At 43.7% G+C, this 17,327-nt stretch carries 18 protein-coding genes; 1 reads left to right on the top strand and 17 read right to left on the bottom strand.

Annotated features, from left to right (window positions below; translation table 11 throughout):
• Window positions 1-6: 6 nt before the first annotated feature.
• From rplI to D4T97_RS19645, 12 genes are all read right to left on the bottom strand, one after another.
• Window positions 7-456: a 50S ribosomal protein L9 gene (gene rplI, locus D4T97_RS19700; protein ID WP_126052493.1), complete on the bottom strand. Its 450-nt coding sequence runs from the start codon at window positions 454-456 to the stop codon at window positions 7-9.
• Window positions 453-2,426 (bottom strand): DHH family phosphoesterase, encoded by a 1,974-nt coding sequence (locus D4T97_RS19695; RefSeq protein ID WP_126052492.1) that lies wholly within the window; start codon window positions 2,424-2,426, stop codon window positions 453-455. Before D4T97_RS19695 ends, rplI begins: the two co-directional genes overlap by 4 nt.
• Before the next feature lie 45 nt (window positions 2,427-2,471).
• A complete protein-coding gene (locus D4T97_RS19690; protein WP_126052491.1) occupies window positions 2,472-3,410 on the bottom strand; it encodes a YybS family protein in 939 nt (312 codons plus the stop codon).
• 940 nt (window positions 3,411-4,350) lie between these two features.
• Complete coding sequence (gene rpsR / locus D4T97_RS19685; protein WP_126052490.1) at window positions 4,351-4,587, bottom strand: 30S ribosomal protein S18; 237 nt, start codon at window positions 4,585-4,587, stop codon at window positions 4,351-4,353.
• Between the two features lie 24 nt (window positions 4,588-4,611).
• On the bottom strand, window positions 4,612-5,112 hold the full coding sequence (ssb, locus tag D4T97_RS19680; protein ID WP_126052489.1) for a single-stranded DNA-binding protein: 501 nt from the start codon (window positions 5,110-5,112) through the stop codon (window positions 4,612-4,614).
• 61 nt (window positions 5,113-5,173) lie between these two features.
• On the bottom strand, window positions 5,174-5,464 hold the full coding sequence (rpsF, locus tag D4T97_RS19675) for a 30S ribosomal protein S6 (protein WP_126052488.1): 291 nt from the start codon (window positions 5,462-5,464) through the stop codon (window positions 5,174-5,176).
• 258 nt (window positions 5,465-5,722) lie between these two features.
• Complete coding sequence (locus tag D4T97_RS19670) at window positions 5,723-6,061, bottom strand: DUF378 domain-containing protein (protein ID WP_126052487.1); 339 nt, start codon at window positions 6,059-6,061, stop codon at window positions 5,723-5,725.
• A gap of 157 nt (window positions 6,062-6,218) precedes the next feature.
• The gene (locus D4T97_RS19665; protein WP_126052486.1) at window positions 6,219-7,769 is read right to left on the bottom strand and encodes a fatty acid--CoA ligase; all 1,551 of its coding nucleotides are present in this window, start codon (window positions 7,767-7,769) and stop codon (window positions 6,219-6,221) included.
• Window positions 7,770-7,798: 29 nt separating this feature from the next.
• Window positions 7,799-8,938, bottom strand: a complete 1,140-nt coding sequence (locus D4T97_RS19660) for a thiolase family protein (RefSeq protein ID WP_126052485.1) — start codon at window positions 8,936-8,938, stop codon at window positions 7,799-7,801.
• A gap of 544 nt (window positions 8,939-9,482) precedes the next feature.
• Window positions 9,483-10,583 (bottom strand): redox-regulated ATPase YchF, encoded by a 1,101-nt coding sequence (gene ychF / locus D4T97_RS19655; RefSeq protein ID WP_126052484.1) that lies wholly within the window; start codon window positions 10,581-10,583, stop codon window positions 9,483-9,485.
• Between the two features lie 267 nt (window positions 10,584-10,850).
• Window positions 10,851-11,048, bottom strand: a complete 198-nt coding sequence (locus tag D4T97_RS19650) for a DUF951 domain-containing protein (protein ID WP_126052483.1) — start codon at window positions 11,046-11,048, stop codon at window positions 10,851-10,853.
• Window positions 11,049-11,051: 3 nt separating this feature from the next.
• Window positions 11,052-11,972 (bottom strand): mechanosensitive ion channel family protein, encoded by a 921-nt coding sequence (locus D4T97_RS19645; RefSeq protein ID WP_126052482.1) that lies wholly within the window; start codon window positions 11,970-11,972, stop codon window positions 11,052-11,054.
• Window positions 11,973-12,149: 177 nt separating this feature from the next.
• Here D4T97_RS19645 and yyaC point away from each other — a divergent pair, with 177 nt between their 5' ends.
• Window positions 12,150-12,758, top strand: a complete 609-nt coding sequence (gene yyaC / locus D4T97_RS19640) for a spore protease YyaC (protein ID WP_126052481.1) — start codon at window positions 12,150-12,152, stop codon at window positions 12,756-12,758.
• A gap of 59 nt (window positions 12,759-12,817) precedes the next feature.
• Here yyaC and D4T97_RS19635 read toward each other — a convergent pair whose 3' ends face one another.
• From D4T97_RS19635 to rsmG, 5 genes are all read right to left on the bottom strand, one after another.
• Window positions 12,818-13,534: a DUF554 domain-containing protein gene (locus D4T97_RS19635; protein ID WP_126052480.1), complete on the bottom strand. Its 717-nt coding sequence runs from the start codon at window positions 13,532-13,534 to the stop codon at window positions 12,818-12,820.
• Between the two features lie 35 nt (window positions 13,535-13,569).
• A complete protein-coding gene (locus D4T97_RS19630) occupies window positions 13,570-14,424 on the bottom strand; it encodes a ParB/RepB/Spo0J family partition protein (RefSeq protein ID WP_126052479.1) in 855 nt (284 codons plus the stop codon).
• On the bottom strand, window positions 14,417-15,178 hold the full coding sequence (locus D4T97_RS19625) for a ParA family protein (protein WP_126052504.1): 762 nt from the start codon (window positions 15,176-15,178) through the stop codon (window positions 14,417-14,419). The genes D4T97_RS19630 and D4T97_RS19625 overlap by 8 nt, the downstream gene beginning before the upstream one ends.
• 153 nt (window positions 15,179-15,331) lie before the next feature.
• Window positions 15,332-16,207 carry a nucleoid occlusion protein gene (gene noc, locus D4T97_RS19620; protein WP_126052478.1) on the bottom strand — a complete coding sequence of 292 codons (876 nt, stop codon included), beginning with the start codon at window positions 16,205-16,207 and terminating at the stop codon, window positions 15,332-15,334.
• A gap of 370 nt (window positions 16,208-16,577) precedes the next feature.
• The gene (gene rsmG / locus D4T97_RS19615) at window positions 16,578-17,294 is read right to left on the bottom strand and encodes a 16S rRNA (guanine(527)-N(7))-methyltransferase RsmG (protein ID WP_126052477.1); all 717 of its coding nucleotides are present in this window, start codon (window positions 17,292-17,294) and stop codon (window positions 16,578-16,580) included.
• Between the last annotated feature and the right edge of the window lie 33 nt (window positions 17,295-17,327).

The following is a 17,327-nucleotide window of genomic DNA, read 5'->3' as shown; positions in this document are numbered from 1 at the left end:
AATATATTATTTTTGTTCCACTACATGGACATTGAGAGTCGCTGTGACTTCATGATGAAGTTTGACAGGCACCTTCGTCACACCAAGAGACCTGATCGGCTGATCCATTTCAATTTTCCGGCGATCCACCTTGATATTATGGGATTTTTTCAGCTCGTCAGCCACCTGCTTGTTTGTGATGGAGCCAAAAAGGCGTCCGCCTTCTCCGGATTTCGCTTTAATTTCAACTGTAAGCTTCTCTATTTTTTCTTTCAGATTTTTAGCTTCTTGCAGCGCTTCTTCTTCCTGCTTCTGCTCTTTCTTCTGCTGGTTTTTGAGATTTGCCATATTGCCAGGTGTGGCCTCAACTGCCAATCCCTGTTTAAAAAGGAAGTTTTGTGCATAACCGACAGCAACATCCTTTACTTCCCCTTTTTTTCCTCTTCCTTTTACATCTTTTAAGAAAATTACTTTCACGATGTTTGCCCTCCTTCAAAATATTCATCCAGCACTTGCCTCAACTGCAATTCCGCTTCTACTACGGTGATATCCGGAAGCTGGGCTGCAGCGTTCGTTAAATGGCCGCCCCCTCCGAGCATCTCCATGATAACCTGAACATTCACATCTCCCAAGGAGCGTGCACTGATTCCCACAACATCCTCCGAACGCTTCGAAATTACAAACGATGCTGCAACACCATCCATGGTCAGCAATGTATCAGCTGCCTGAGCAATCATGACTGGACTATAAATCACATTTTCATCGCCCGTAGCGATAGTTACACCGTTCCCGTAAAACTCCATTGTTTCTATCAGCTTTGCCCTTTTTACATAAGATCCTATGTCTTCTTTCATGAAGCCCTGCACAAGAATCGTATCCGCGCCGCGCGCCCGCAAATAGGAAGCCGCATCAAATGTCCGTGAACCTGTCCTTAACGTGAAGCTTTTCGTATCCACGATAATTCCGGATAACAGTGCTGTCGCTTCCAGCATGTGCAGCTTTTTACCCTTCGGCTGATATTCAAGCAGCTCTGTCACAAGTTCAGCTGTAGATGATGCATATGGTTCCATGTAAACTAGCAGAGGCTTATTGATGAAGTCCTCGCTTCTTCGGTGATGGTCAATCACAACAACCCGATCCGTCTTATTCAGTAACTTTTCTTCAATGACTAATGACGGCTTATGTGTATCCACTACAACCAGAAGAGTGTCTTCCGTTGCAATTTCCAACGCATCTTCAGGAGATATGAGTCTTGAGTATAGGTCCGGTTCACTTTTTAATTCATCAACAAGTCTTTTGACACTCATATCGATTTCATTGAAGTCTATGACAATATAGCCTTCAATGTTATTCATCTCTGCTGCTTTCCTTATACCTATAGCTGACCCGATAGCATCGAGATCGGGGAATTTATGCCCCATGACGATGACTTTGTCACTTCCGACAATCAAATCTTTCAACGCATGTGAGATGACACGGGCACGGACCCGAGTTCGTTTTTCCATCGGGTTGGTTTTACCGCCGAAGAATTTCAATTTTCCGTTTGGCAGTTTCATTGCCACCTGGTCTCCCCCACGACCCAATGCCAAGTCAAGGCTCGACTGGGACAGCGCGCCCAGTTCAGGGAAATCCGAAACGCCAAGTCCCACGCCTATGCTTAAAGTAATTGGAACATATTGCTTTGCTGTCGTTTCCCTGACATCATCCAGTATGGAGAACTTGTCCTGCTCCAGCTCATGAAGCGTTCTTTCATTGAATAAGATGATAAATCGATCGGATGATATTCTTTTTAAAAATATCCCGTGTTTAAGTGCCCACTTATTCAACAAGGCAGTGACCGTACTGTTCAACTCACTTTTTGTCTGGTCATTCATCCCTTGCGTTGCATCATCATAGTTATCAAGAAGGATCGTAGCGATTACCTGGCGCTCGTCCTGATATCTTTTCATCGTTTCGATTTCTTCCGTTACATCAAATAAATAAAGCAGGCGTTCCTCATTTTTATAAAAGACTCGATAGGTGCGTTCATTCAGAGAAATAATCTCAATTTCCTTTTCCTGCTGTAAAGCGGGAATAAGCGGCTCTGCGATTTCGTATAAAGAACGACCGACAAGAGTGTCTTCATTCAGACGGGAAGCGATGAAAGAGTTGCTCCATTCAATGAAATAATCATCATTGATCAGCATCACTCCAATCGGCATCTCCTGCAATGCTTCCTCTCCCACTTTCTTTACGCGATGGGAGAGCGTAGAGATGTAACCTTCAATTTCCTTTATCCGATCCTTTTGGGATTTAAAAAATAAAATAATAAATACTCCAAGCAAGAGAGCTCCAATTACACCTGCCCACCAGTATTGGAAACTGATGATAACAAGAAGAACAGCGCTCAAAACCATAATCCCTATGACAGGAGATAGGCTCTTCTTTTTATTTACATACGGCGGCATCCTTTCAGCTCCCTTAACTCTTTAATGTTTTCTTCAGACTACTCATTACTTTTTCGCCATTCGCTGTCTTAAATCGAATCCTAAATCAATTATACCCAATAACCTGACAAGAGAGAAAAACAATGGCAGTAAAAGAGTCATTACCGTTGCCATAATCGGTATGGCTTTCGACCATTTTTTTACATGACTGTAGTAAAAAATAAAAGCCAGCCCCTGGATGAGCAACAATATCTGCAATATGTAAGCAGCATTGATAATGGCCATATGCAAAAATGTCCCTTCTTCCGGTTTAATAAAAAGCGTTCCAACCAAGGTGATTAAATAATACCATAAGATGCTTTTTGGAAATTTAACCGTTCGAAAAGGAGGGAATTTCGGAACATCGACCCCAAACCTTTTAATAATAGGAAAGTTGATCACCATAAACAAAATGACGGAAACAAATGCGCCGCCCAGCAATAAACTTGGCGCCAATGTTTTAAACAACCCAATCATATCATTGAGCTGCTTTGTTACGTTCGGGTCAGGAGTTTGTCCCAAAGCCTTCATCAAGCCAGCATACTGATCGACTGATGTTGTAAACATTCGAATCAGTTCATCTAAGAAGTTCATTCCAAATAACTGTGCCGCTATCACATAGAAAAGTACAACATTACCCAAGAACGTCAAACTGGACGCCATATAGGTGACCATCTTGCTTTTCCCCGTCCGAATGCAATAACCCATAATTGTTCCTGTTGTGCCATAAAGAATGGCAATCGGAGCCGCAAGTACGGTACCTGCAATCATGGACATTAAAATAGCCCCCACGACTAGAACAATGGAATTTCTTATAGGATATTTCGAACTGTATAAAAGAAAGGGAAGTATAAGAAAAAATTGAGTGGCAAGCATTGCCATTGGAACAAAGACAGAAAGGAGCAAAAGAACCGTAAAGACCCCAAGCATCAGTGCCCCTTCTGTGAGCATTCGGGTATTTTTCACTTTTTCACCTCATTAAGTATGTACCAATCTATTTTAACAAAAAACAGAGGATAAGTCTTGCGGGTGAATAGAAAAGCGGAAGCGCCTGCCCATCGACGTACAGACTGGAGGGGCTCCGACGAGATAAAGGAAACACGGCGACGTAGGAGCCGATGTTGACTTATCGTAGGAAAGCTGCTGCCTTGAAAAACATCGTGTGAATCTTCCTCGAGTAAACTTCAAGCAGCTTTGCGACAAGGTAACATAGCTCCCTGAATAAGCTATACCTTGGAGCACCCAGAGAAGGAAGTCTGCTAGTCGATAGGCGCTGAAGCTAGACAATAGAAAAGTGGAGGGCAGCTAANGTCGATAGGCGCTGAAGCTAGACAATAGAAAAGTGGAGGGCAGCTAATTAGGGGCGACAAGCGCTGGCAGGCTCAGAACGCGACATCCTGTCGCTTCGCTTGCACTAGCACATCCTGTGCGCCGGAGAGAAAACCAGTGAAGTCGTTCTTTGACTTCATTGGTTTTCCCGAAGCGACCTCGAGCCCCTGCCGCCCGGAGCTAGACAGTAGAAAAGCACAAGCACCTTGGTCAGCCCCGATAAGCACAAGACGATTCCCGAGGAGGCAGTACTTCAGCCACCACAGGGAAGCTACTGACTTCAATCACATCATGTGAAACTTCCATGAGTCGCTTCGTGCAGCTTTGCGACGAGGCTCTCGAATAAGCTTTGACGCAGGAGCACATTCTTCCTGAATCTTCTTCCCTGCAAGCTTGTGACCTCGAGGGGCTAGGCGCTGGAGCTAGTCGACAATAGAAAAGCGGAGCGCGGCTAATTAGGGGCGACAAGCGCTAGTCTCACCTCCATGAAAAATGTTCCTTACACAGTAGAGTTACTAGAAAATCCAAAGCACAAAAAAAGCAGCAAGGATTTCCTCCTTACTGCCCCACTATTATATTATTCACCTGATACGAATGGAAGAAGTGCCATTTGACGAGCACGTTTGATTGCTACAGTCAATTTACGCTGATACTTTGCACTTGTTCCTGTTACACGGCGTGGAAGAATTTTCCCACGTTCGGAAACAAACTTTTTAAGCATATCTACATCTTTGTAGTCGATGTGTGTAATTCCGTTCGATGTAAAGAAACACACTTTCCGGCGCTTACGTCCGCCTCTGCGTCCACCTGCCATTAAAAACCCTCCTTCACTGTTTGATTAGAATGGGAGATCGTCATCAGAAATGTCGATCGGTTGTCCATCATTTGAGAACGGATCTTCATCTGTCCGAGTAAAGCCCTGGTTCCTTTGGTCGCCATAAGAAGATCCTTGGCTTTGTTGTCCGCCGCTGAATTGGTTGCCGCCAAAGTTGCCACCGCGATCTTGTGAACCCCCTGCACTTCTTGGTTCCAAAAACTGGACACTGTCTGCAACTACTTCAGTTACATACACCCGTTTTCCATCCTGATCATCATAGCTGCGTGTTTGCAAACGGCCATCCACCCCTGCCAAGCTTCCTTTTTTCAGGTAGTTGGCCACATTTTCCGCTGGACGACGCCAAATAACGCAATTTATAAAATCAGCTTCGCGTTCACCTTGTTGATTCGTAAACGTACGGTTAACAGCCAAAGTGAAATTTGCAACCGGCACCCCGTTTGGAGTGTAGCGCAAATCCGGGTCTTTAGTTAATCGGCCTACTAATACCACTCGGTTCATCATCAGAATCAACCTCTTCCCGATTTACTTTCACAACAATGTTCCACGTGGAACATTTTTCTATTTATTTTTCTTCTTCTTTGATTACAATGTGACGGATGATATCATCGTTGATTTTAGCAAGACGATCAAATTCTTGAACTGCTTCAGCATTTGCATTTGTGTGGATTAAGCGGTAATATCCTTCGCGGAAATCCTCAATTTCATATGCCAAGCGACGCTTGCCCCAATCCTTTGATTCGATGATCTCAGCCCCTTCTGAAGTAAGAATGTTATCGAAACGCTCTACTACAGCTTGTTTCGCTTCTTCCTCAACATTAGGGCGAATGATGTACATGATTTCGTACTTTTTCATCAGTGTTCCACCTCCTTATGGTCTGTGCGGCCCTCAAACATCTGAGGGCAAGGAGCAACTTTCATTACTCACAGAGGAAAATTATATCATAAATGAATCAATAAGACAAATATCTTTTTAAAACACAAAGCACTTCATTTATTACTCATGTTCTTTTATACATTATGGAACATTTGTTCGCGAAGGTCAACTATCACCCAAAATTTTTCAAAAAAAACCAGAAGCCATGCTCGCCTTCTTGGCTTGCATGGCTTCTGGCTATTCTTCTTCCTTTTTTTCATACTCATCCCTGGATGGGTTGTAAGCTAAATCAAGATCGGGGTCTTCGGCAAACTCGGTACCATAGTTTGGCTGACCGACTGTCGTTTGAGTATTTCTTCTTTCATTGGCACCGGCGCCGGCTGTCTCACGATCAAAGAAATATGACAAGCAAATAAGCCCGCTCAATCCGACCAATGTATAGATTAACCGCGACAAGCCTGCTGTTTGTCCTCCAAAAATGGCAGCCACCAAGTCAAACCGGAATAAACCGATCAATCCCCAGTTTAATGCACCAATAATAGTTAGAGCCAAAGCAATTTTCCGTAATGTGCTCATCGGAACACCCCCTTTTCTTCAAAGGAAAGACCAACAACAAAAGTTTGCTATTGATTCTGTTTTATTATGAGAAGTAAAGGGATCCTTTATACCCATAAAGCAAGTGAAAATTACAACATATAGTGCTGGCCATCATTACAACTTCCTAATTTAGTTTTTAGGGCCGGATTGCTTGCTCCCTCAGCAGGAATTTTTGAAGCTTTCCGCTTGCATTTCTGGGAAGTTCCTTCATGAACTCATAGCGGCGCGGCCGTTTGTAACGGGCAATCCGTTCGTTTTCCTTACAAAAATTATCCAGTTCTTCAGCGGTCAAAGAAGGGTCTTTTTTCACTACAAATGCGACCACTTTTTCTCCCCATATTTCATCCGGCTCGCCGACAACGGCTGCATCTAAAACACCGGGATGTTCGAACAGGACATCTTCGACTTCCCTCGAATAAATATTTTCTCCTCCGGAAATGATCATGTCTTTTACGCGGTCACTGACCCATAAAAAGCCTTCATTATCCATATATCCGATATCTCCTGAATGGTACCAGCCTTTATATAAGGCTTCCTTAGTAGCGTCCGGATTATTGAAATATCCAATCATCGTACTCGGTCCGCATACAATGATTTCCCCCAGCTCGCCTGGTGCGCATATTTCTTCAGGGTCAGACGGCGCCCCATCTTTTACTTTCACCACCCGAATTTCATGATTGACCAAAGCCTTTCCGGCTGCTCCCGACTTTGACAATTGCTCATCATCATATAATACAGAGATAGCGGGTCCCATTTCGGTCATTCCGTATGCCTGAAATACATCAATACCGAGCGTACTGTTTAATTCTTTCACAAGAGCAGGTGCCATAGGAGCTCCTCCGTAAAGTCCCGCACGCAAGCTTGAAAAGTCAGCCTTAGAAAGGTCTTCACGCAACATCATGTTCCACATCGTCGGAGCCGCAAAAAAATGAGTGATTTTATTTTCTTTTATTGCTAGAACGAGTTCTTTTGCATCGAATTGATGCATGATAATATTTGAACCGCCCATCATAAGACGCGGAAGGAAAGCGCAATGCAGCTCAGCGCAGTGAAACATCGGAGCGACACACAGGCCCCTTTCATTCTTTGTCACCCTCATGACAGCAGCCATAATCAAACTTTGATCCACCATATTCCGGTGAGAATGCATGACGCCTTTGGGCATCCCCGTCGTTCCGGATGTATACATGATGGCGTAAGAGTCATTTTCATCGAGCTCACAATCCGGCCTTTCACTTGAAATTTTGGAGATTTTCTCGTAATAGCTTTTGGCAAATGAATCAGGTTCATCAATACACCAAAATTGTATATCCTGAATCGACTTGGCCGCATAAGCCACCGGTACGCTTGTCGCTTTTTCATACAGGACAATCTTCGGAGCCGCATCACGCAAAATGAACTCCACTTCTTTTCCCATCAGGCGGAAATTGATTGGATTGAAAACTGCGCCAATTTTAATACAAGCAAAAAGGATGGTAGCAAATTCGGCGGTGTTGAATAGAACGGTGGAGACTCTGTCACCTTTTTGCACCCCTGCCTGTCGGAATGCATTGGCAAGCTTGTTCACTTCCTGATCCCATTCCCGGTATGTCCAGCTTTTACCCAGCCTTCGATCCGCCAACCCTTCCTTATGCGGAAACTTAGCAACGGTTTGTTCAAAAACATCTCTGAGTGTAGGCCCTCCCATATAAACCACTCCCATTAAAATTAATGATGTTATTGTTCTAACCTTTCAATAATCGTAGCGTTCGCCATACCGAATCCTTCACAAATCGCCTGAAGTGCAAATCTTTTATTTTGTCTCTCCAATTCATGGATCAAGGTGGTCATTATCCTGGCTCCGCTTGCGCCAAGCGGATGCCCCAATGCGATGGCACCTCCATTTACGTTCAATTTTTCCGGGACTGCCCCTGTTTCTTGCAGCCATTGAAGCGGTACAGAAGCGAAGGCTTCATTTACCTCAAATAAATCGATATCCTCAAGGCGCATTCCGGCTTTTTTCAGCGCTTTTTCCGTTGCAGCAACTGGTCCTGTCAGCATCAAAGTGGGGTCAGACCCTATCACTGACCTTGCGATGACCTTGAAGCGCGGCTTCATTCCAAGTTCATCCGCTTTTTCACGGGACATAAGCAAAATGGCAGCTGCGCCGTCACTGATTTGGCTTGCATTCCCCGCTGTCACTTTTCCGCTTGGTAAAAAAGGAGGTTCTAACGATGCCAGCTTTTCCATTGAAGAATTTTCACGCGGGCCTTCGTCCTTTTTTACAGTTCCATTCCCTGTTTCGACTTCCATGATTTCACGATCAAACCGGCCTTCTTTCATCGCTCTGACGGCTTTTTCATGGCTCTCTAAAGAAAAACGATCGAGATCTGCCCTTGAAAATCCCCATTGCTCTGCAATCCGTTCCGCTGACAGCCCTTGGTTGATGATTTCATACCTTTCCGTTAACAGCCTGCTATTTTTCGCTCCCTGCAAATTGGAAAACATCGGAACACGTGACATGCTTTCCACCCCGCAGGCGATGACAGCGTCCATGTCACCACTCAAAATGGCCTGACATGCAAAATGGACAGCCTGCTGGCTGGACCCGCACTGCCTGTCAAGCGTGACTCCCGGGACAGTGATTGGAAACCCCGCAATCAGCGCTGCGAGTCTGGCAATATCATTCGCTTGTTCGCTCGTCTGGGTAACGCAGCCGGCAATGACGTCCTCTACATGACTCGCATCCAGTCCAGCCCTATTAACGACTTCCTTTAGCACCATGGCGAGCAGGTCATCCGGACGTATTTGGCTTAACTTTCCATTTCTTTTTCCGGTCGGTGTCCTTACAGCTTCAACAATGACAACTTCCCTCAAATGATTCTCCTCCTTAGTTGACAGAAAGCGCTTACCATCCATTTCGCTGGCTCCAGGCTATTTTCCTTCTTAAAATATTAAGAAAAGCGGTAGCTGGACATGAAAACACGCCGTCGCGCATGTTCCCCTCCATAAAAAAGTGTAGAAAGAGGATATTCTCTTTCATGACTTCCAAATGGATTTGTTAAATCCAGGTCAATTATATGGCTAGGTTCCAGCCTCGTTGCAGGAACTGATCCCATGGACTCCTTTTAACATATGCCCCGGATGAATTCTCTTTTAACCATAAGGATTTAATAATAACCGGAATTTTGGAATTACAGGGTATTGGGTAGCCATGAAACGATCAAGATGCGAAAACACATATAAAAAAAGTCTCTCATCATTTCCAAAAATTGATGAGAGACCTTAACTTAAATGATACACAGGTGCTTAGACCATAACCGCAGTTGGCTGGCTCTTGGTAATCAAGGGGTTAGGGTTTCCCTTAGATTATTACAAGAAAAAAGTCTGCAAACGCACCGTTCGCAGACTTTTACTATTTTTATACGTTAAAACGGAAATGGATGACATCTCCATCTTGAACCAAGTATTCTTTTCCTTCCAAGCGGACTTTTCCTGCTTCACGGGCCGCGCCCATGGATCCCGTATCACGCAAGTCTTCATAGGAAACCGTTTCAGCACGAATAAATCCTTTTTCAAAATCGGTATGGATGATACCGGCACATTGCGGAGCTTTCATTCCTTTTTTGAATGTCCATGCCCGTACTTCCTGTTCACCAGCTGTGAAATAAGTGGCAAGGCCGAGCAGATGGTAAGCTGCACGGATCAATTGATCAAGGCCTGATTCCTCGATTCCTAGCTCTTCAAGGAACATCGCTTTTTCGTCATCATCAAGAACCGCAATTTCTTCTTCGATTCTTGCACTGATAATGATGACCTGGGCATTATCATTCTCCGCATACTCCTGCACTTTTTTCACGTATTCGTTTCCTGACGGATCAGCCAAGTCATCTTCTCCGACATTCGCTACATATAAGACAGGCTTGCTAGTCAGCAAATGAAGCTGTTTGACAATTTTAAGCTGATCATCGGAAAAATCGACTGCTCTCGCCGGCTGGTCGGATTCGAATGCCGTTTTTAACTTGCTTAGTACGTCAAATTCCGCCATGGCTTCCTTATCTTTTTGCTTCGCCATTTTTTCAACGCGGCCAATGCGCTTTTCAACGCTTTCCAAGTCCGCTAAAATCAATTCAAGGTTGATTGTCTCGATGTCATCGATCGGATCTACTTTACCTGATACGTGGGTGATATCCCCGTCTGCAAAACAGCGAACGACATGACATATCGCATCGACCTGACGTATATGAGAAAGGAATTTATTGCCAAGGCCTTCCCCTTTACTTGCGCCTTTTACGATTCCAGCAATATCAGTAAATTCAAAAGCCGTCGGTACTGTTTTCTTCGGCTTAACAAGCTCAGTCAATTTTTGAAGACGTTCATCCGGAACTTCTACTATTCCGACATTGGGGTCAATCGTACAGAACGGGTAGTTTGCCGCTTCCGCTCCTGCTTTTGTAATTGCATTGAATAATGTCGATTTACCTACGTTAGGCAAACCAACAATCCCTGCTGTTAGGGCCATTTTGGTCACTCCTCTTTGTCGGGGCAGGCTCTGCCCCCAATCCATTCATAATTATAAGGATTGATAAAGAAAAGCGCAAGAGCCCGTAAGCAATATACAAACTTGAAATGCGGAAGACGGCCGCTTAGGGGCGACAAGCGCTGCCAGGTTCAGAATGTTACATCCTGTTGCTGGGCGTTGGAGCTGGACAGTTGAATAAAGTACACCCCTGTTTCCGTGTTAGGGCGCTTAATGGAGATTCTCCTTTTAAAAGAAAAAAGCATGAGGTCATTCCTCATGCTTTTCCAAAATCTTTTTCAGTTTTCTTGTGAATTCCCGCCTCGGCAGCATGACGCTGTGTCCGCATCCTTCACATTTCATTCGGATATCCATCCCCATCCGGATGATCCGCCAACGGTTGGTTCCGCATGGATGAGGCTTTTTCATTTCTACAACATCGTGAAGGTCAAATTCCTTTTTCTCCATCGTTTATCCCCCTTGTCGGTCTCCAATATGATCACCTGGCTGGTGGTCATTCCCTTTCATCATGACAATGCGCTGGTATGGGACTTCCACTTGATGCGCATCTAACTTAATCTTAATTGCCTTTCGCAGCTCTCTGGCAATAAACCAGTTTTGCAATGGTAACGTCTCCGCAACGACCCTTAGTACAATTTCCGAAGCACCCAATTGCTGAACCCCCAGGACTCTAGGTGTCCCAATAATCTGTTCATATTTTTCTGGCATCGTTTCAAGTAAAACTCCAATCATGTTTTCCACTTTCTTTAAATCTGCCTGATACCCTAGAAAAACATCCACAATGGCTACACTATTATGTAAAGAAAAATTCGTCACTTCATTAATATTACCGTTTGGGATAATATACAATTCCCCTGTCCAGTTTAATATTTTCGTTGTACGAAGTCCGATTTCATCCACGGTCCCTTCAAACGTTCCAATCCTCACATAATCGCCAACTGAAAATTGATCTTCAAAAATGATAAAAAAACCGCCAATAATATCTTTGACAAGATTTTGCGCGCCAAAACCAACGGCAAGTCCCAAAATTCCTGCACCGGCCAGTATACCTGTCACGTCAATTGTCAATGCAGAAAGGATCATGACAATCGCAATAAAATAGACGGAATAAGTCAGGATGTTTTGAAGGAGCTTGATAAGGGTCGCTTCCCGCCTCTCGGAAAATTGCAGCGGTGCCTTCGCCCTTCTTTTAAATATCCTGCTTATAGCAGCTCTTCCCACGCGTATGATAATGGTAGACAGGATGATGATAATGATGATTTTTAATGCTACCATTCCATAACTAATCCATAGGTCAGGTTCGGTCAGTTTTTCTAAAAAACCAGTTGTTTTCTTTTCAAGATCTTTGAATTCTTGTATCTGTTCGTTCATTTTGCTCTCCTGACTTGATTCTAGAATCCTATTTTATCAATAAATCATATCCCTTTCCAATGAAGCTATTCAAAACCTTATATTCCCTTTCTCCATGTATAGAAAACAACGGTTCTTCGTATACTGATTATAGAAAATAATGGAACGGTCAGACATATATGACAAGGGGGAATTGGGGTGGAACAAAAGAAGATATATGACACAATTGTACATTTTGAGGATGATACTGCCGGATATAAGATCTCTGATGCACTTTTAGACTTACTCACCTATCACAAACATCAGCCTGTCGTCATCATATGCATCGGGACGGACAGGTCGACAGGAGATTCCCTCGGACCGTTAGTCGGATCTTTTTTACAAGAAGCTGGAATGAAATATTTCCATGTCTATGGGACATTAGAGAACCCGGTCCATGCCATGAACTTGAATGAAATTCTGCAGTATGTGAAAAAAACTTATAAAAAGCCGTTCATCATCGGGATCGATGCCTGTCTTGGACGGTTGGCGAGCATCGGTGAAATCAAAGTCGGCACAGGTCCGCTCAAACCAGGAGCTGGCGTAAATAAAAAGCTTCCAGAGGTTGGAGACGTTTTTATCACCGGTATCGTCAATATAGCTGGACATATGGAATTTGTCGTACTGCAAAATACCCGTTTGAATCTCGTCATGAAGTTGGCGAAAAAAATTGCCGCTGCTATCATCGAAACGGACAAAATTTATGATAAAAAAAGAACCCTTCAATCAATTGGGTTCAATTTCCCAAAAAGAAAATCCGCAAGATAAGGTTTTGGGGTGTCTGACCCCAATACAAAAAGAAACAGGTGTCATTATCCCTGTTTCTTTTACATTATTTTCAATTGAAAGACATACATTATCGTCACAATTACCGCCACGACCAATATACTTGGCAGCAGGTTGGCTACTCGGATCTTCGTCAAGCCAACTAAATTCAAACCGATGGCAAAAATCATGATGCCCCCTGTAGCTGTCATTTCCAGGATGAAGACATCCATCAATTCCTGGGGAACGAGGCGGTTGATTTGGGTTGCAAACAAAGCGATTGTTCCCTGATAAAGTACAACTGGGATAACGGAAAAGATGACGCCGATTCCCAGTGTCGTCGATAAAATAAGGGCGGTAAATCCGTCAATGATCGCTTTCGTATATAGTACATTGTGATCATTTCGGATTCCGCTATCCAGCGCCCCGATGATGGCCATGGCACCAATCACAAAGATCAGCGTGGCAGTAACAAATCCTTGGGCAATGCTGCCTGTACTACCACCGCCCATCCGCTTTTCCAGCCAACGGCCAACAGCAGCAAGCTTATCATCCAGTGCCCACCACTCACCAAGCACTGCACCAACGACAAGGCTGATGATGACGATTAAAAAATTTTCACTTTTAAATCCCATTTGCAGCCCCAAAACAATGACTGCCAACCCGATTCCATACATGACAGTTTCCTTCATTTTTTCAGGAATGGATTGAAGGAACCTACCAAGCAGCGTACCAATGATAATGCAGATTCCATTGATTATCGTACCCATTAAAACCATGAACTCACCCGACTCTTCCTATAATGAAGATAGCTTTACTCGCTTAACTCCATTATTTCCAAAATACGCTCCAAATCCTCCGGGGAAAGAAACTCGATTTCAATTTTCCCCTTTTTCTTTGTTTGGTTGATCGTCACCGTCGTTCCAAATTTTTCTCTTAGACGGTCTTCGCGTTCCCTTATAAAAACGTCTTTCTTTTTGGTCTGTTTTTTTGTTTCACGTGGAACATTTTCATTCAAACTTTGGACCAGTTTCTCCAATTGCCGAACGTTCAAGCCTTCTTTCACCGTCTGGTCCGCTAACGGAATCATCTTGTTTTTCTGTTTAAGACCTAGTAATGTCCGACCGTGTCCCATGGACAGCTTTCCTTCGGTGATCAGTCGTTGGATTTTTGGCGGCAGGGTTAAAAGCCGGACATGATTGGCAATATACGGCCTGCTTTTTCCAAGTCTTTTGGCCAGATCTTCCTGAGTGACGCCCAGCCTGTCCATCAAAGTCTGGTAAGCTGCAGCTTCTTCCATTGGAGTCAAGTCTTCTCGTTGCAGATTTTCCAAGACAGCCAGCTCCATCATTTGCGTATCATCAAATTCCCTGACAACAGCGGGAATCTTCTTTAATTGAGCCGCTTTTGCCGCACGGAAACGCCTTTCCCCGGCGACAATTTCATAGCCTTTTCCGCCTTTTCTAAGGATGACCGGCTGTAAAATTCCATGCTCCACAATCGAGTCCTTCAGCTCATTTATCGCTTCGGCGGAAAATGTTTTCCGTGGTTGGAACGGATTGGGTTCAATTTCGTTCATAGGAATTTCACGTATCGCCTCTTCCGTCCCTACATCCACATCTATGTTCGCAAACAAAGCATTAATGCCTTTTCCCAGTCCTTTAGCCAACTTCAGCCACTTCCTTTGCGAGATCTAAATAGACTTCTGCCCCTCTGGACCTAGGATCGTAAATGATGATCGGCTGCCCATGACTCGGAGCTTCGCTTAATCTGATATTTCTTGGAATCACAGTCTGGTACACTTTATTTTGAAAATATTTTTTCACTTCTTGAATGACCTGGAGCCCAAGATTTGTACGGGCATCCAGCATTGTAAGCAGTACACCCTCAATCATCAGGTCCTGATTCAAATGTTTTTGTACAAGACGGACAGTATTCAGCAACTGGCTAAGTCCTTCCAACGCATAATATTCGCATTGTACAGGGATCAAAACAGAATCTGATGCAGTCAATGAATTGATTGTCAACAGTCCCAAAGATGGAGGACAATCAATTAAAATAAAATCATATTGATCCCGAACTTCATCCAGAGCCCGCTTTAATCGCACTTCCCTGGAAATTGTCGGCACAAGTTCTATCTCAGCACCGGCCAATTGAATAGTTGATGGAACAACCGACAGGTTTTCAACTGCTGTTTCCTGAATCACTTGTTTAATATCTGTATCATCAACAAGTACGTCATAGACGCATTCATTGACATCCCCTTTATCAATTCCCGCTCCGCTCGTAGCATTTCCTTGCGGATCGATATCTACAATCAACACTTTTTTTCCGATATAGGCCAAACAGGCACCTAAATTGATCGAGGTTGTCGTTTTTCCGACGCCCCCTTTTTGGTTGGCTATGGAAATAATCTTTCCCAACAAATTCACCTACCCCTTAATTCCTGCAAAAATTCTTCACACCTAATCTATTTTAACAAATAATGCACTAATATTTTATCGTATTGGTCATTTATCCTAAAAAAATGGGAAACTTGTTTTTCAAGCTTCCCATGATGATATGAAACAAACAATCTATTCTTCTTTATTTTTTGGAATTTTAATAGTGATTTGGTAGTAATGATCGAAGTCTTCCTCTGTGGAATCAAGGGTGATTCCGCTGTCAGTCACCATTGATAGGGACTGGCGGATGGTATTGACGGCAATCCGCATATCTTTACTGATTGCTTTCCGTCTTTTGGCCGACTTTGGCTTTTCGTCCGAAAGCATTTTGGCCACTTGTTCTTCCGTCTGTTTGACATTCAGGTTCTTCTCGATGATCATTTCCATCAATTTGATTTGTTTATCTGCCGCTTTTAAAGGAATCAAAGCGCGGGCATGCCGTTCTGTTATTTCCTTTTTCAAAAGACCTTCCTGAATTTCCTCCGGAAGTTTCAGCAGACGCAGTTTATTCGCCACAGTGGATTGTCCTTTGCCAAGCCTTTGGGCTAATGCTTCCTGTGTCAAATTATGCAGCTCAAGCAATTTTCCATATGCAATGGCTTCCTCGATCGGAGTAAGCTCCTCTCGTTGGAGGTTCTCAATCAAAGCGACAGAGGCTGTCTCAGTATCATTCAAATTTTTAATAATAGCAGGTATTTCATCCCAGCCAAGCATTTGCACTGCACGGAATCTTCGTTCACCTGCTATGATTTCAAACTGTTCATTCCCTGCTTCTCTTACGACAATCGGCTGGATGATTCCGTGAGTATGGATCGTACGGGCCAATTCCTCAATCTTTGATTCGTCAAAAATGGTCCGTGGCTGGAAGCGGTTCGGGATAATGGCCGGAACAGAAATATTCCTTACTTCTTCCCGTTCTACCAGATCCTCTACTTCTGCCTCTGTCTCATTCTCTATCGGCAGCTCTTTATCACCCAATCCAAAAAAACGCGAGAAAGGATGTTTCATCCTTCTACACCACCTTGAAATAGTAACTCCCTTTTATACATCATACTATTTTTTGTTCTATTTTTCCTGCCGAACTTTTGCTCTGTTTTAAAGAAAGCCGTAAGCGCTCGTTTAGCGACGTACAAACTGGAGTGCCTCCGACGAGATAAAGGAAACACGGCGAAGAATGAGCCGATGTTGACTTATCGTAGGAGGAGGCGCGAAGTTTGCTAGTCGCTGAGCGCTGGAGCTAGACATTACTTATACTTGTTTGAATAGAAAACTTTTTCTACTTTTTTACTTTCTTTAAATTTAAAGAAAGGCGTAAGCGCTGGTGCTAGACAATTAATGCCTTTCTAATCCTCGTCCCAGTATGGAATGTTTTAAAAAATTATTCCAGCGGCATTTTATTCGGCGTTCCCGGCTTGCGAGGATATTTATTAGGTGTTTTTTTAACCTTTTCCACAATGACGATATTCCGTTCACTTTCTTCAATCGGCAATTGAAAAGAATGCACATCCACCAATTTTCCACCAAGCATCTTGATCGCTTTTTCACCGGCAGCAAGCTCTTCTTCGGCGTTGGCCGCTTTTAATGCAACAAATCTACCGCCTTGTTTGACGAGCGGCAAGCATAGCTCGCTCAAAACAGACATTCTGGCAACAGCACGCGCAGTAACGATATCAAACTGCTCTCGGAACTCCTCTTTTTTCGCAAAAGTTTCCGCTCGGTCATGATAGAAAAATGTATCCTCAAGCTCCAATTCTTTTGCCAGCTCATCTAAAAAAGTGATCCGCTTTTTCAATGAATCTACAATGGTCACCTTGATTTCTGGAAAACAAATTTTCAGCGGAATGCTCGGAAATCCGGCCCCCGCCCCTACATCGCACAGTGACAAAGATTGATTCAGGTCAAGATAAAAAGCTGCGGTCACCGAATCATAGAAGTGCTTTAGATAGACTTCATCATGTTCGGTGATCGCTGTGAGATTCATTTTTTCGTTCCACTCGACAAGGAGCTTGTAATATCGCTCGAATTGCTCCAGCTGGCGGACGCTTAATTCGATTCCCTTGTTTTTCAGTTGTTCTGTAAATTGCTCAATATTCATAGGTTGACCCTTTCTTAACATTGAAAAATATAT

The sequence above is a fragment of the Siminovitchia acidinfaciens genome (assembly GCF_003605385.1).
Classification (GTDB): Bacteria; Bacillota; Bacilli; order Bacillales; family Bacillaceae_C; genus Siminovitchia; species Siminovitchia acidinfaciens.
This window is presented reverse-complemented; position numbering and strand designations above follow the sequence as displayed.